8 protein-coding genes, 6 tRNA genes, 1 pseudogene and 1 riboswitch are annotated in these 14543 nt (G+C 48.1%); all 15 genes and pseudogenes read left to right on the top strand.

What is annotated here, in order from left to right:
- Positions 1 to 27: 27 nt before the first annotated feature.
- Positions 28 to 582 (top strand): CDP-diacylglycerol--glycerol-3-phosphate 3-phosphatidyltransferase, encoded by a 555-nt coding sequence (gene pgsA / locus ACRRSY_RS12600; RefSeq protein WP_432456176.1) that lies wholly within the window; start codon positions 28 to 30, stop codon positions 580 to 582.
- A gap of 462 nt (positions 583 to 1044) precedes the next feature.
- A tRNA-Gly gene (locus ACRRSY_RS12595) sits at positions 1045 to 1120 on the top strand.
- 29 nt (positions 1121 to 1149) lie between these two features.
- Positions 1150 to 1223 (top strand) — tRNA-Cys (locus ACRRSY_RS12590).
- An 18-nt stretch (positions 1224 to 1241) separates the two neighbouring features.
- Positions 1242 to 1328, top strand: a tRNA-Leu gene (locus ACRRSY_RS12585).
- A gap of 356 nt (positions 1329 to 1684) precedes the next feature.
- Positions 1685 to 1760, top strand: a tRNA-Gly gene (locus ACRRSY_RS12580).
- 17 nt (positions 1761 to 1777) lie between these two features.
- A tRNA-Cys gene (locus ACRRSY_RS12575) sits at positions 1778 to 1851 on the top strand.
- Between the two features lie 1193 nt (positions 1852 to 3044).
- Positions 3045 to 3131 (top strand) — tRNA-Leu (locus tag ACRRSY_RS12570).
- 309 nt (positions 3132 to 3440) lie between these two features.
- Entirely contained in the window at positions 3441 to 4421 is a 981-nt protein-coding gene (locus ACRRSY_RS12565; protein WP_432463327.1) for an alpha/beta hydrolase, read from the top strand.
- A gap of 230 nt (positions 4422 to 4651) precedes the next feature.
- Positions 4652 to 4747, top strand: a riboswitch (guanidine-I (ykkC/yxkD leader).
- 58 nt (positions 4748 to 4805) lie between these two features.
- A complete protein-coding gene (locus ACRRSY_RS12560; RefSeq protein ID WP_432463326.1) occupies positions 4806 to 5891 on the top strand; it encodes a putative urea ABC transporter substrate-binding protein in 1086 nt (361 codons plus the stop codon).
- A 9-nt stretch (positions 5892 to 5900) separates the two neighbouring features.
- Positions 5901 to 6728, top strand: a complete 828-nt coding sequence (locus ACRRSY_RS12555; protein WP_432463325.1) for an ABC transporter permease — start codon at positions 5901 to 5903, stop codon at positions 6726 to 6728.
- A complete protein-coding gene (locus ACRRSY_RS12550) occupies positions 6725 to 7513 on the top strand; it encodes an ABC transporter ATP-binding protein (RefSeq protein WP_432463323.1) in 789 nt (262 codons plus the stop codon). Before ACRRSY_RS12555 ends, ACRRSY_RS12550 begins: the two co-directional genes overlap by 4 nt.
- A 9-nt stretch (positions 7514 to 7522) precedes the next feature.
- Entirely contained in the window at positions 7523 to 8269 is a 747-nt protein-coding gene (locus ACRRSY_RS12545) for an urea amidolyase associated protein UAAP1 (RefSeq protein WP_432463322.1), read from the top strand.
- A 27-nt stretch (positions 8270 to 8296) separates the two neighbouring features.
- Positions 8297 to 8941 (top strand): urea amidolyase associated protein UAAP2, encoded by a 645-nt coding sequence (locus ACRRSY_RS12540; protein ID WP_432463321.1) that lies wholly within the window; start codon positions 8297 to 8299, stop codon positions 8939 to 8941.
- Positions 8942 to 9057: 116 nt separating this feature from the next.
- The gene (gene uca, locus ACRRSY_RS12535; RefSeq protein WP_432463320.1) at positions 9058 to 12702 is read left to right on the top strand and encodes an urea carboxylase; all 3645 of its coding nucleotides are present in this window, start codon (positions 9058 to 9060) and stop codon (positions 12700 to 12702) included.
- Positions 12702 to 14513 (top strand): annotated as a pseudogene (gene atzF / locus ACRRSY_RS12530) (allophanate hydrolase). Before uca ends, atzF begins: the two are co-directional and overlap by 1 nt.
- Positions 14514 to 14543: the final 30 nt, after the last annotated feature.

The following is a 14543-nucleotide window of genomic DNA, read 5'->3' as shown; positions in this document are numbered from 1 at the left end:
TAGCGCCAGTAGTTTTATAAATGAAAAATAATGATAAATATACCAAATATACTAACCGCGTTTAGAGTTGTGTTGATTCCGTTTTTTTTGGTCGCCTTTTACCTTCCGGTAGAGTGGGGAATGTTAGCTGCAGCATTTATTTTTGGTTTAGCGGCAGCAACTGATTACTTAGATGGCTATTTAGCACGCAGGCTCGGCCAAACCACACCCTTTGGTGCCTTTTTGGATCCTGTGGCGGATAAGGCGATGGTGGTCGCTGCATTGGTGGTATTGGTTGAACATTATCAGTCGATGTGGATAACTATTCCCGCTTTAATCATGATATCTCGAGAAATTATAATTTCTGCGTTACGCGAATGGATGGCTGAACTTGGTAAACGCTCTAGTGTAGCGGTTTCTTGGATCGGTAAATATAAAACCGCGGCGCAAATGGCTGCGATAACTGGATTAACCGCTCAGCTTAATCCTTTGATCGATCAACTTAGTTTTGGGCTCTTTTTTGCCGCCACTGTACTTACCTTGTGGTCAATGATCAGTTATTTGGTTTTAGCATGGCCAGATTTACGACAAAGTGGCCAATAAATAGCGGCTTTCGACTAAAAATCAGGCGAACAGTTAGAAAGTTGGAAAAAGACTGTTGACGTAAAGATTTAGCTCGCTAAAATGCACAGCACATTCAGCGGGAACGCAGTTCTCTGGTGGATTTAGCGAAACGACTTAGGGAATTGTTTAGTGTTTTAAGTACGGAGCAACTTCGGTTGAAGGTTCAGTTTACTAAACAGTAAAATAAGTTAAGCGGCACTAGCTCGGTGTGGGTATAGAGAGTAGCGCAACCTTGGTTGAACTCTGATTCACGCTAAATAGTGATTGTAAGATAAGCGGCACTAGCTCAGTGTGGGTATAGAGAGTAGCGCAACCTTGGTTGAACTCTGATTCACGCTAAATAGTGATTGTAAGTTAAGCGGCACTGGCTCAGTGTGGGTATAGAGAGTAGCGCAACCTTGGTTGAACTCTGATTCACGCTAAATAGTGATTGTAAGTTAAGCGGCACTAGCTCAGTTGGTAGAGCGCAACCTTGCCAAGGTTGAGGTCATCGGTTCGAACCCGATGTGCCGCTCCAAATTTACAGTAATAGAAAAACCATAGTATGGCGGGTTGGCAGAGTGGCTATGCAGCGGATTGCAAATCCGTGGACCTCGGTTCGACTCCGGGACCCGCCTCCATTACTATAAAATTGTGTCGCCCGGGTGGTGAAATTGGTAGACACAAGGGATTTAAAATCCCTCGTCTGAAAGGACGTGCCGGTTCAAGTCCGGCCCCGGGCACCAACTCCTTCTTTGAGTTGAGATTAAGCGGCACTAGCTCAGTGTGGGTATAAAGAGTAGCGCAACCTTGGTTGAACTCTGATTCATACTAAATAGTGATTGTAAGTTAAGTGGCACTAGCTCAGTGTGGGTATAAAGAGTAGCGCAACCTTGGTTGAACTCTGATTCATACTAAATAGTGATTGTAAGTTAAGCGGCACTGGCTCAGTGTGGGTATAAAGAGTAGCGCAACTTTGGTTGAACTCTGATTCATACTAAATAGTGATTGTAAGTTAAGCGGCACTAGCTCAGTGTGGGTATAAAGAGTAGCGCAACCTTGGTTGAACTCTGATTCATTCTAAATAGTGATTGTAAGTTAAGCGGCACTAGCTCAGTTGGTAGAGCGCAACCTTGCCAAGGTTGAGGTCATCGGTTCGAACCCGATGTGCCGCTCCAAATTTCTAAAACTGCGTGGCGGGTTGGCAGAGTGGCTATGCAGCGGATTGCAAATCCGTGGACCTCGGTTCGACTCCGGGACCCGCCTCCATATTGCAGTAGTAACCAGCATTGAAGCTGGTTTTTTTGTGTCTGCTATTCCATCATTCCTCTTCGCTCTAAGGCTGATAGCAATCTGAAGATTAGCTGGTCAGGTCAATCCATTTCCTAGAATATATCTTTTCGACCTGCTGCGTGCATTGCAAGAACCTATTCCATGCTGCATAAACGGGTCAACAAATTCATCATAATCACTGCAGCTTTAATTGGCTAGGCAGTGTTGGCTTAACCAACTCTATACCTGTTCTATAGGGTTTAACTCTGGGGAATATGGTGATAGTTTGATGATCGTGATGTTATTAAATTGATTGGCAATATCTTCCGTATGTCACCCTGCGCCATTCACAACAAGGACTGACGTCCCTTTTCTGTGACTAATGATATTTGCTTTAAATGTTCTATCATATGTCTTTATTGACCCAAGAGACGACGATGGCCTCACCAGATTGAACCAAACAGATGGGCATACTCAAACTTCAAACTGTTGTTTCACCGTTCTTGGACGCTTTCCTCTTTCAGCCCATAAATTGCTTTTTGTTGCTCAAATCTGGTTTCATCCTGAAACCACTCATCAACCCACTCTAGAGCCTTATGCCCTAGGATCTTAAGGGTCGTTTCGAGTTTAAATTTTTTAAAATAGTCCTGTGTTTCTTGAAATTGCTTAAGGTATTTAGAGCGGGAAGTTATCCATGAAAGCGCATATAGTCGAGCAGATAATAGATGGAGTCTGGGTGGTCATGCTTGCCAAAATTTTCATGGCATAAGCGTGGATATTGGCATCTGTCAGTCGTCCACTTTGTGCATATTGCTCTCTTTGCTCAGAAGTTAAAAACGGTAGCCTTCTGGTTTTTGGTTTTCCTGAAGTCTTACCAAGCCTTAATTAGGTCATGTTTTTACTTAGCTTGGTATAAACTAGCGAAGTTAAACGCAGAGTTCAGCATCAATAATCTCGCTTTATTGATCTATCACTGCAGCAGTATTAAACATTTTCCGTGATGACGCTATATAGTGAGGCCTGATTTACATCTGTTCAATTGGCGGTGCCGAGAAGCAGAATTAGCCATGCAGATCGCTTTTTGAGCACTTGAACAAAAATCTTTAATTTATGGTTGACTCATTTTTTGAATACGTTAAAGTACGCCTCGTTCTCAGGCAATCGTGCTGAGACGAAGATTTAAACTTTTTGCCCGGGTGGTGAAATTGGTAGACACAAGGGATTTAAAATCCCTCGTCTGAAAGGACGTGCCGGTTCAAGTCCGGCCCCGGGCACCAATTCAAAAAAGCCAGTAGCATTTGCTACTGGCTTTTTTACATCTTTCGCTCAAGTGTTCATTTGTGGTGCCAGTCGTCGAGTATTTAAGCTAGCGCTAATTGGCTTAAAAAATGCTGCCATGTGTACAACATGCTACTTCAATTCTTACATTATCTCTTAGACTCACCACGAGTCGCTTTATGATGCATTTATCCCAGTTAGTCAGAATTTAACTAATTTAAATGGCAACGGCGTTTGTTGTTATTGGCCTGTGCGGACTAAAGTAGCAAGTATCGAAGGGGTGAGGAGGACGAGCAATGGAAAGTAGCATGATAAACTTATTTGTGACCAGCTTAGTCATCGTAATGATTGTTGGCTTGAGCGTATTGTGTTTGATTCTGATCCCGCAGGTTCCAAGCCGAGTCGAGAACCATTCAGGACTCGATTATAAACGACTGACTCAGGTAAAATGCTTAGCCAAGTGCTCGCGTTATATTGCAAGAGATGGGACTTCCCTAGATTATCGGTATTATCCAGCGGATAGTGACATTGTTTTGATCTTGTTACATGGCTCTGGATGGCACAGTGGCTATCTGGAGCCTTTAGCCTCTCATCTTGCTCGCCAAGGTATCGCGAAGGTTTATACGCCGGATTTACGGGGGCATGGGATGAATCCATGTCGTCGTGGTGATGTGGATTATATTGGTCAATATAATGATGACTTGACTGATTTCATTGATTTGATTCACGAAGCTTCGCCTCAGACAAAAATCCTGCTGGCAGGACACTCTTCTGGTGGCGGTTTAGCCTTGCGCTTTGCGGGCAGTGCGCCAGAACGAGCCATCGACGGTTATTTATTGTTGGCGCCTTATCTTCACTATCAAGCCCCTACCATGAGGCACAACTCGGGGGGATGGGCTCGCCCCTTTATTCGCCGAATTATTGGCTTAGAGTTGGTGAATCGATTCGGTTTTAAAGCACTTAATCATCTTAAAGTGATTAGCTTTAATCTCCCCAGCGCATTTCGTGATGGCAGCGAAACCGATAGTTATAGTTATCGTTTGAATAAATCCTATGCTCCTAAACATTATCAACGGGAGTTACAAGCGATTAAGGTGCCGCTGTTGTTGGTTGTGGGTCGCCTAGATGAGGCATTCATGGCTGAGCAATACCAAGCATTGATCCGCGCCAACAGTGATGGCGATGTAAGTATCATCGAAGATGTTGGACATTTGGATCTTGTAAGTAATTCCGCGGCAATGCAAGTGGTCGGCAAATGGATTTCGGAGCAGTTTAGCGACCATGTCTGAGCGAGTTGGTGGTGTTGCGATCTTTTGAGCGGTATCTTGGCTGTCTAGATATACCGTATATCGTCTCCTTAATAACATCCGTAAATGAAGGGAGTCATAGGCCTCTTGAGCGGCTTGAGTGTCGCGATGTGATGGTGCAAACAGGCATTTTTTGCACAGCCATTGCTTTGGTAAAATTGCGACATGAGAGATGTAAGTTCAGGCAACATCTAAAGCCGCCACCATAATTTGCAATAGACATCTAGGGTTCCGACTGCTTGCAGTGACTGGACCGAGAGTTGTCAACCTCATATGGGGTTACACGGAGGGATAAAAGCCCGGGAGACGACAGTACTTACGTCTCTCATGTTTTTATTTTAAGTGTATAACCACAATGAGGTGAACATGTTTAAACTCGCTAAAAAGCCACTCCGTAAACTTGCCCTAGCGGCTACCTTGATCAGTGCCACTGTTGCCAGCACCACACAAATTGCGCATGCTGCAGACAAACCTAGTTATCGATTAGCATGGACCATCTATGTTGGTTGGATGCCATGGGATTATGGTGCTGCGACAGGCATCGTTAAAAAATGGGCTGACAAATACAATATCAATATCGATGTGGTGCAAGTAAACGACTATATCGAGTCAATTAACCAATACACTGCTGGGGCTTTTGATGCCACGGTAATGACCAATATGGATGCACTGACCATTCCAGCGGCAAGTGGCGTTGATTCCACTGCCTTAATCGTCGGCGATTTCTCTAATGGTAATGATGGGGTGGTGCTGAAAGGTGACAAGTCTTTAGCGGATCTCAAAGGCCAAAAAGTCAATCTAGTTGAGTTAAGTGTTTCCCATTATCTACTCGCGCGTGGTTTAGAGTCTGTGAATTTAGCGGAACGTGATCTCAGCGTGGTGAATACCTCCGACGCCGACTTAGTCGCAGCCTTTACCACCGATGATGTCACGGCTGTAACCACCTGGAATCCTCTACTGAGCGAAATAGTCGCGATGCCAGATACCAAACTGGTGTTCGATTCTTCGAAAATTCCCGGCGAGATCATCGATTTATTGGTCGTCAATAGCGACACCCTTGAGCAGAATCCTGCTCTAGGTAAGGCCTTGACTGGGGCCTGGTTCGAAATCATGACCACTATGTCGGGTAATGACGCTGCAGCAATCAAGGCGAAAACCTTTATGGCAGACGCTTCAGGTACCGATTTGGCTGGCTACGAAGCACAGTTAGCCTCGACCAAGATGTTCTACACCCCCAACGATGCGGTCGATTTTACCAACAGTCTTACTTTAAAGGCAACGATGGCTAAGGTTGCCGAATTTTCCTATCAACACGGATTACTGGGGGATGGTGCGCCCGATGCTGGGTTTATTGGCATTGAAACGCCAGCGGGTGTCTACGGCGATAGCAACAACATTAAACTCAGATTTAATCCTTCGTATATGGAAATGGCAGCGCAAGGCAAACTATAAGGCCAGCTCATGACCCGAATCATCAATCGTAAACCCAGCCGCTTAGCGCGGCTGATTTTAGGCTTACTTCCTTTTGTGCTGTTGATCATTATTTATATGCTGGCATCACAGGCTCGACTGGTTGATAACCCCAACGATAAGTTATTGCCAGCGATGTCCAGTTTTGTGGATGCGGTCCAGAGGATGGCTTTTGAACCGAGTAAACGTAGCGGCGAATTTTTAATGCTAGCGGATACCCTTGCTAGTTTGAGTCGCTTGCTGATGGGAGTCAGTATCAGTGCCTTTATCGCCTTAGTGATTGGTGTTGCTAATGGTATGGTGCCCTATGTTCGAGCCCCGATGTCGCCGTTGGTGACAGCGTTGTCGCTGATACCGCCAATGGCGATATTGCCAATCTTGTTCATCATTTTTGGCTTGGGTGAGCTGTCCAAGGTGATGTTAATCATTATTGGGATCTGTCCCATCATGATCCGGGATTTGCAGTTGCGCACCGATGCCTTGCCTCAAGAGCAAATTGTTAAGGCGCAAACTCTGGGTGCTTCCAGCTGGCAAACCATCGTGGGCGTGGTATTACCACAAATTTTACCGAAGCTGATCGAAAGTGTGCGCTTAACTTTGGGCAGTGCCTGGTTGTTTTTAATAGCGGCAGAAGCTATCGCGGCAACCGAAGGTTTGGGCTACCGGATCTTCTTGATCCGCCGCTATTTGGCTATGGATGTGATCCTTCCATACGTGCTTTGGATCAGCTTGCTGGCTTTCGCCATGGATTGGCTGCTCCGCAAATTCTCGGCTTATGCTTTTTGCTGGTATCACCAAACCCAAGGAGAAGGCGAATGAGTAGCGCAATTATTCAAGCGAACAATTTATGGAAAGAGTATGGCGACAATGTGGTACTCGAGCGGCTAAATCTACAAGTTATGGAAGGTGACTTTGTCAGCATTGTTGGTGCTTCGGGTTGTGGTAAGTCGACCTTTCTCAATTTGTTATTGGGCAATGAGCGAGTCACGCGAGGAGAGCTGTTGCTAGATGGTCAGCCGCTGCCGCAAGAGCCAAGTTCTGAGCGGGGTATCGTATTCCAGAAGTATTCAGTATTTCCGCATCTCACTGCTTTGCAAAATGTGATGTTAGCGGAGGTGTTTGAACATTCGGGGATCCTGGTGCGTTTATTTGGTCGAGCGAAACAACAGGCTGAACAAAGGGCGCAGGCGATGTTGGCTAAGGTGGGCTTAGCTCAGGCTGCCCAGCGCTACCCGGCAGAGTTATCTGGGGGGATGCAACAGCGTTTGGCGATTGCTCAAGCGTTGATGAAACAGCCACGGATCTTATTGTTAGATGAACCCTTTGGTGCCCTCGACCCGGGGATCCGCAAAGATATGCACCAGCTGATTGATCAGTTGTGGCAAGAGCGCAAACTCACCATTTTTATGATTACTCATGACCTTTCCGAGGGGTTTCGTTTAGGCAATCGTTTGTGGGTATTCGATAAACATCGCCATGATGCACAGCATCCAGAGCGCTATGGTGCGCAGGTGACCTTTGATATCCCCATTTCTAAAGATAATTATAGCGAGGCGCTAGGCAATAATTTGCCCATGGCAGCCCAGACTTGCTTCGCAAAATAGGATGACATTATGCAACAAATAATTTATCAAGAAACTATTCCAGCGGCCAGTCATTGGTCAGTTGTGGTGCCTGCGGGCAAAACCTTACGTTTTACGAACACTGACGGAGGGGCCAATCTTAGTCTGTTGTTTTATAACCCGAAAAATTTGCTTGAACGATACAATGCACCCGATACCCTCAAATGTCAGCATACCTTCAAGTTAAGCAAGGGCAACTGTTTATACTCCGATATGGGGCGTATTTTTTGCTCGGTAGTGCGGGATGACAGTGGCTGGATCGATACCGTTGGTGGCTTGGCAAACAAACAAAAAGTCAGCCAGAAGTGGGGCTCGCGCAGCTATCAAAACGACCGTAATCAATGGCTACAAAATGGTTACGACAGCATGTTGGTGGAGTTAGCCAAATACGGCCTTGGTCAGCGTGACCTAAGCGCAAATCTGAATCTGTTTAGTAAGGTTGCTGCGGATCAACAGGGGAACCTGAGTTTTGCCGAGGGCTTTAGTCAAGCAGGAGATGTGATCGAATTACGCTTTGAAATGGACACCCTGATACTGATGAGTAGCTGCCCTCATCCGATGGACCCTTCACCAACTTATCCCCGATTTTCAGTCGAGATAGCGATGCTTGAAGCGGAGCCTGTGGCAGATGACGACTATTGTCGTAACTTTAGACCGGAAAATGCTCGGGGATTTGAAAATACCGAGCGTTATCGTTGCGTTGTCTCGTTGTCAGCCGAAACGAGCGGCTGCCACTAAAAGTTTTGAAGATTGTAAGGATTGATCATGATTGTAGAAAGCCCTCAAAATCCCGCTCTTGCCAGTCGACGTGATGTGGTTCCGGCGGGTGATTACTATATGCAAGTTATCAAAGCGGGTCAGAGCTTGCGGATCCTGGATCTGGAAGGCAACCAGGCGGCGGATACTTTATTTTATAACGCCAATGATCCCAGTGAACGTTATAGCGCCATCGACACGATTCGCGAGCAGGCTAATGTTTATCTGAGCGCTGGCAGCAGCTTGTTATCGAACCTTGGCCAGCCGATGTTACGTATCAGCGCCGATACCTGTGGTCGTCATGACACCTTGGGCGGTGCCTGCGCCACCGAAAGCAATACCGTGCGTTACGCGCTTGAGAAAAAGTGCATGCATGCCTGCCGCGATAGCTGGTTGTTAGCCGTAGCCGAGAACCCGCAGTTTGGTTTAACTAAGCGCGATATTACTCACAACATTAACTTTTTCATGAATGTGCCAGTCACCGACGCGGGTGGTTTAAGTTTTGAAGATGGGATCAGTGGTGCGGGCAAATATGTGGAGCTGGTTGCCGAAATGGATGTCATTGTGTTGCTGTCCAATTGTCCGCAACTGAATAACCCCTGCAACGCCTATCATCCAAGCCCGGTTGAAGTCTTGGTATGGGATGCGGCTTAACTGTTATTGATTTAACTATAAACACCCGTTTCGGTGCTTACAAATCCTAGGCGAGGGACGACCCTCAAACAGCCTTGTCATCTAGCCGGGACGACCCGCAGTTTTTAGGTGTATTTATGTTCGAAAAAGTATTGATAGCCAACCGCGGTGCCATTGCTTGTCGGATTATTCGAACCCTCAATAAAATGGGCATTGCCAGCGTTGCTATTTATAGTGAAGCGGATGCCGATAGTCTGCATGTGAGTCAGGCGACTGAAGCCTATAGTCTCGGAGAGGGTGGGGCTAGCCAAACTTATCTGGCGAGTGACAAGATTTTTGAGATTGCCAGGCGCAGCGGCGCTCAGGCAATCCATCCCGGCTACGGCTTCTTAAGTGAAAACCAGCAATTTGTTCAGCAATGTGAACAACGTGGCTTGGTGTTTTTGGGACCCAGCGCCGAGCAAATGAATGCTTTTGGTCTCAAACATCGTGCGCGCCAGCTGGCTGAGCAAGCCAAGGTTCCCTTATTGCCGGGCAGTGAGCTGCTCGATACTGCAGAGCAGGCGCTACTTGAAGCTGAACGTTTGGGGTATCCGGTGATGCTTAAAAGTACTGCCGGCGGTGGCGGTATTGGCATGCAGCGTTGTGACAACCGTGAACAACTGGCTCAGGCCTTTGATAGCGTGAAACGACTGAGCGAGAACAATTTTAGTAATGCCGGTTTGTTTTTAGAGAAATTTATTACTCAGGCTCGCCATATCGAAGTACAAGTTTTTGGTAATGGCGAGGGGGAGGTGCTTACGCTGGGTGAGCGTGACTGTTCGGCGCAGCGGCGTAACCAAAAGGTGATTGAAGAAACCCCGGCGCCTAACTTGAGTCCGCAGCTTCGTCAGCAATTGCAGCAGACCGCGCGACAGTTAACCAGCAGTATTCACTATCGCAGTGCCGGTACGGTCGAATTTGTATTCGATCAGCAAGCCCAGGCCTTTTATTTTTTGGAAGTGAACACTCGTTTGCAGGTTGAGCATGGCGTTACCGAATTGGTGTACGGCGTGGATTTAGTACAGTGGATGCTGGAGTTGGGGGATGCCCAAAAAAATCAGCAAAGCTTCAATTTAGCCGCTCGTGCGAAGTCAATTACCGCTAAGGGACACGCTATCCAGGCACGGCTATATGCCGAAGATCCCAATAAAGATTTCCAGCCCAATGCCGGGCTGCTTAGTCATGTTGCCTGGCCGGATGAGGCGCAGGTTACGCAAAATTCGCAGCAACAACTACGCATTGATCACTGGATAGAGAGTGGTCTCGAAGTATCGCCATTTTTTGATCCGATGCTGGCCAAAGTGCAGTTTTTAGCCGAAGATCGAGAAGCTGCGCTGAAGGGCTTACTGGCAACACTAGAGGCCACTGAAATTTACGGGATCGAACATAATCTCGCCTACCTGAAGCAATTGTTACTTCAGCCGATAGTTCAAAGCGGGAAGTTACTCACCAGTAGTCTGAATCAATTTGCTTATCACCCGGCGACTATCGATGTGTTGGCGCCGGGCACTCAAACCACCATTCAGGACTATCCGGCTCGAACCGGCTATTGGGATATTGGGGTGCCGCCTTCGGGGCCAATGGACGCCTTGAGTTTTCAATTAGCGAATCAGTTGGTGAATAATCACGCCGGTGCTGCGGCATTAGAAATTACCCTTCAGGGACCTACGCTGCGGTTTAATCAGGCTTGTTTAGTTGCGGTGGCTGGCGCAGACATTGAAGTTTTTATTGATGAGCAAGTTACCGCCATGTGGCGGGTGCTCAAAGTTGAAGCAGGGCAGACGCTGCGACTCGGTCAGGTGACTGGCAGTGGTGCTCGGGCTTATTTGGCGGTGAGCGGGGGGATCCAATGCCCGGACTACTTAGGTAGTCAATCCACATTCACCTTAGGCCAGTTTGGTGGTCATGCGGGTCGAGCCTTGCGCACTGGCGATGTATTGCAGCTTGATCCTCACAGCGCCTATAGTGAAACCGATGAATTCATCGTAAGTCGCGAGCTCAGTGAGAAACCGCCGATCAGTGACGCATGGACCATTCACGTGATTTACGGGCCGCATGGCGCGCCCGACTTCTTCACCGACGATGACATTGCCCAGTTTTTTTCGGCCAGTTGGCAGGTGCACTTTAATTCCAGCCGGACCGGGGTGCGGTTAATTGGTCCGAAGCCGGAATGGGCGCGTACCGATGGTGGCGAAGCAGGCTTGCATCCTTCCAATATCCACGATAACGCCTATGCGGTGGGGAGTATCGATTTTACCGGAGATATGCCGGTGATCTTGGGCCCCGATGGCCCAAGTCTGGGCGGTTTTGTATGTCCAGCAACCATCATCAAGGCCGATCTTTGGAAAATGGGGCAACTTAAGGCCGGTGATCGTATCCGTTTTGTACCGGTGAGTATTGCCCAAGCTGAGCAAGCTGAACGTGAGCAGCTGCGTTTGCTCGCTCTGGGCCGAGTGAGTCGCTTACAACTAAAAGCTGCCCCTTTAAGCAGTCCGGTGGTTAAAACGCTTGGTAGCCAACAATATGGTGAGAAAGTGGTTTATCGCCCGGCGGGCGAGGACTATTTGTTGGTGGAGTATGGGCCGCAGCGGCTGGACATTGCGCTGCGTTTTCGAGTGCATGCTTTAATGTTGCGCTTACAGAACATGGCCATTGTGGGGGTTGAAGAGCTAACGCCGGGGATCCGCTCCTTACAAATTCACTATAACAACCTACAGCTGCCGTTGGCTGAGTTACTGAAACAGCTTGAGCTTGCCGAGGCGCAACTGGGGAATATTGACCAGCTCAGGGTTCCCGCCCGCGTGGTGCATTTGCCACTGTCCTGGGATGACGAAGCAACTCGTTTAGCCATTCAAAAATACAATGAGGTGGTGCGTAAGAATGCGCCCTGGTGCCCCGATAACATTGAGTTTATCCGCCGGATTAATGGTTTGGCGTCTGCCGAGCAAGTCAAACAAATAGTATTTAATGCCAATTACTTGGTGATGGGCTTGGGCGACGTGTATTTAGGTGCGCCGGTAGCAACTCCTATTGATCCGCGGCATCGCTTAGTCACCACCAAATATAATCCAGCCCGCACCTGGACGCCGGAAAATGCGGTGGGCATTGGGGGGGCCTATTTGTGTGTGTATGGCATGGAAGGTCCCGGTGGTTACCAGTTTGTGGGTCGAACCTTACAAATGTGGAATCGTTATCGCACCACGGCAGAGTTTACTCAACCTTGGTTATTGCGCTTCTTCGATCAAATTAAGTTTTATCCGGTGAGTGCAGCAGAGTTAAAGCAGATCCGCAGCGATTTTCCTCGGGGTGATTATCCCTTAAAGATTGAAACCACAGAATTTGGATTAGCCGACTATCAGAACTTGCTTGAACAACAGCAAGACAGTATTCAGCAGTTTAAAAAAACTCAACAACAGGCTTTTGAGGCCGAGCGGCAACGCTGGGAAGAAACTGGCCAAGCCCATTTTTCCAGCGAATTGCTGGAACAAACGCCCATGCAAGAGAGTGTCTTAAAGGCAAGCGAATTGGGAATTGATAGCCATGTGGCTGGCAACCTGTGGCAGCTGATGGTGGCACCCGGTCAACAAGTGAAAGCTGGCCAGGTTGTCGCTGTATTAGAAGCAATGAAAATGGAACTGGAAGTGCTGGCACCGCAGAGTGGCACAATTACGCAATTAAATTTAAACCAGGGCTCGCAAGTACAAGCCGGGCAACGCTTGATGGTATTGGAGACTTTATAATGGAAATATTTGCAACACTAACTCAATTGCGCACGGCGTATTTAAATCAACAAACCAGCCCTGCTGCTTATTTACAGCAACAGCTTGAGGCGGCAAGAAACGATAGTCACAATTGTTGGATCTCGCTGATCGACGACTCTCAACTGGCAATCTATGTGCGGGCGCTGGAAGCACAAAACATTGAAGACTTACCGCTTTATGGGGTGCCTTTTGCAGTTAAAGATAATATCGATGTCGCTGGTTTAACCACTACCGCCGGCTGTAAAGAGTACGCGTATTCACCGACAAGCAACGCCTTTGTGGTGGATGCCTTGATTAAGGCGGGCGCAGTGCCTTTGGGGAAGACCAACCTCGATCAATTTGCCACCGGTTTGGTGGGTACGCGCAGTCCTTGGGGAGCGGTGACCAATAGCTTCGACCCTGAATACATTTCGGGGGGATCCAGCTCCGGGAGTGCCGTCAGCGTGGCGACGGCTCAAGTGTGTTTTTCGCTTGGCACCGACACGGCGGGTTCGGGACGAGTTCCAGCGGCGCTGAATAATATTCTGGGACTAAAGGCCACCAAAGGCCTGCTCAGCTGTCGTGGCGTGGTTCCGGCATGTAAGAGTTTAGATTGTGTCACTATTTTTGCCCATAGCACCGATGATCTTAATGTTTTATTAGACGTCGCCGGACAATACGATAGCCAGGACTGCTACGCTCGAGCCAATGTTGCCAGCAACACGTCCAGTCACTATCAGCCAGTTCAGAAACTCACTGGCTATAGAATCGCGGTGCCGCAAGCCGGACAACTGGCGTTTTTTGGCAATCAAGAGAACCAACAGTTGTTTGCTGAGAGTTTGACGCAGCTGCAAGACTTGGGTGCCGAATTGGTTGAAATTGATTTTGAACCGTTCCTGATAGCGGCTAAGTTATTATACGAAGGGCCGTGGGTAGCGGAGCGTTATGCGGCTATCGAATCGTTTATGCAGCAAGATGCCTCGCGTTGTTTGCCGGTGATTCAAACCATTATTGGCGGTGCCAAAGAGATTAGCGCTGTTGACGCGTTTAAAGCCTTTTACAAGCTGCAAGCCTTTAAAAAGCAATGTGATCCCATCGTCGAGGCGGTTGATGCCATCGTGACCCCCACAGCAGGCAGTAGTTATACTATCGCGCAGTTGGCCGCCGATCCGATCCAGCTGAATTCCAACATGGGTTATTACACTAACTTTATGAACCTATTGGATTACAGTGCTATTTCGCTGTCCGCGGGCTTTCAAAGTTCCGGTCTACCCTTTGGGATCACCCTGTTTAGCCAAGCTCATCATGACCGTAAGTTGCTGAGCATTGCGGCCTTGTTGCAGCAACACGATGGCTATCCCCTCGGTGCCACCGGACAGCCTTTGCCGCCCTTAGCTGAGCTCTCAACACTTGCGTCCTCAAGCGAGACAATTGAGCTGGCAGTCTGTGGCGCACATTTATCTGGTTTGGCCTTAAACCACCAGTTATTGGAACGCGGTGCGAGTCTGCTGAAACAAACCACCAGCGCAAGTTGCTATCGTTTGTATGCTTTAGCAGGGGGGCCGCCTGCTCGACCTGGTTTAATTCGCGATGAAGCCTAGGGGCAGGCGATTGAACTCGAAGTATGGCGTATGCCCAGTGAACAGTTGGGCCGTTTTTTACAGGGCATTGCTCAGCCACTTGGCTTGGGCAAGGTGGAGCTGGCTGATGGTCAATGGGTGAACAGTTTTATCTGTGAAGGTTATGCGATTGCTAATGCTCAAGAGATCACCGCTTATGGTGGGTGGCGCAACTATCTGGCGAGTTTATAACGCATGGCGTATCAACAAAAAACCGGCTCA

It is taken from the genome of Agarivorans sp. QJM3NY_33, assembly GCF_050870865.2.
In the GTDB taxonomy this organism is placed as follows: Bacteria; Pseudomonadota; Gammaproteobacteria; order Enterobacterales; family Celerinatantimonadaceae; genus Agarivorans.
The sequence above is the reverse complement of the archived record's forward strand: the minus strand, read 5'-3'. Positions and strand labels throughout refer to the sequence as shown.

Excerpts from the sequence above, each read along its gene's own strand:
- ACRRSY_RS12565 (WP_432463327.1), top strand. The coding sequence starts at position 3,441 with ATGATAAACTTATTTGTGACCAGCTTAGTCATCGTAATGATTGTTGGC.
- uca (WP_432463320.1), top strand. The coding sequence starts at position 9,058 with ATGTTCGAAAAAGTATTGATAGCCAACCGCGGTGCCATTGCTTGTCGG.
- ACRRSY_RS12545 (WP_432463322.1), top strand. The coding sequence starts at position 7,523 with ATGCAACAAATAATTTATCAAGAAACTATTCCAGCGGCCAGTCATTGG.
- ACRRSY_RS12555 (WP_432463325.1), top strand. The coding sequence starts at position 5,901 with ATGACCCGAATCATCAATCGTAAACCCAGCCGCTTAGCGCGGCTGATT.
- ACRRSY_RS12560 (WP_432463326.1), top strand. The coding sequence starts at position 4,806 with ATGTTTAAACTCGCTAAAAAGCCACTCCGTAAACTTGCCCTAGCGGCT.
- ACRRSY_RS12540 (WP_432463321.1), top strand. The coding sequence starts at position 8,297 with ATGATTGTAGAAAGCCCTCAAAATCCCGCTCTTGCCAGTCGACGTGAT.
- ACRRSY_RS12550 (WP_432463323.1), top strand. The coding sequence starts at position 6,725 with ATGAGTAGCGCAATTATTCAAGCGAACAATTTATGGAAAGAGTATGGC.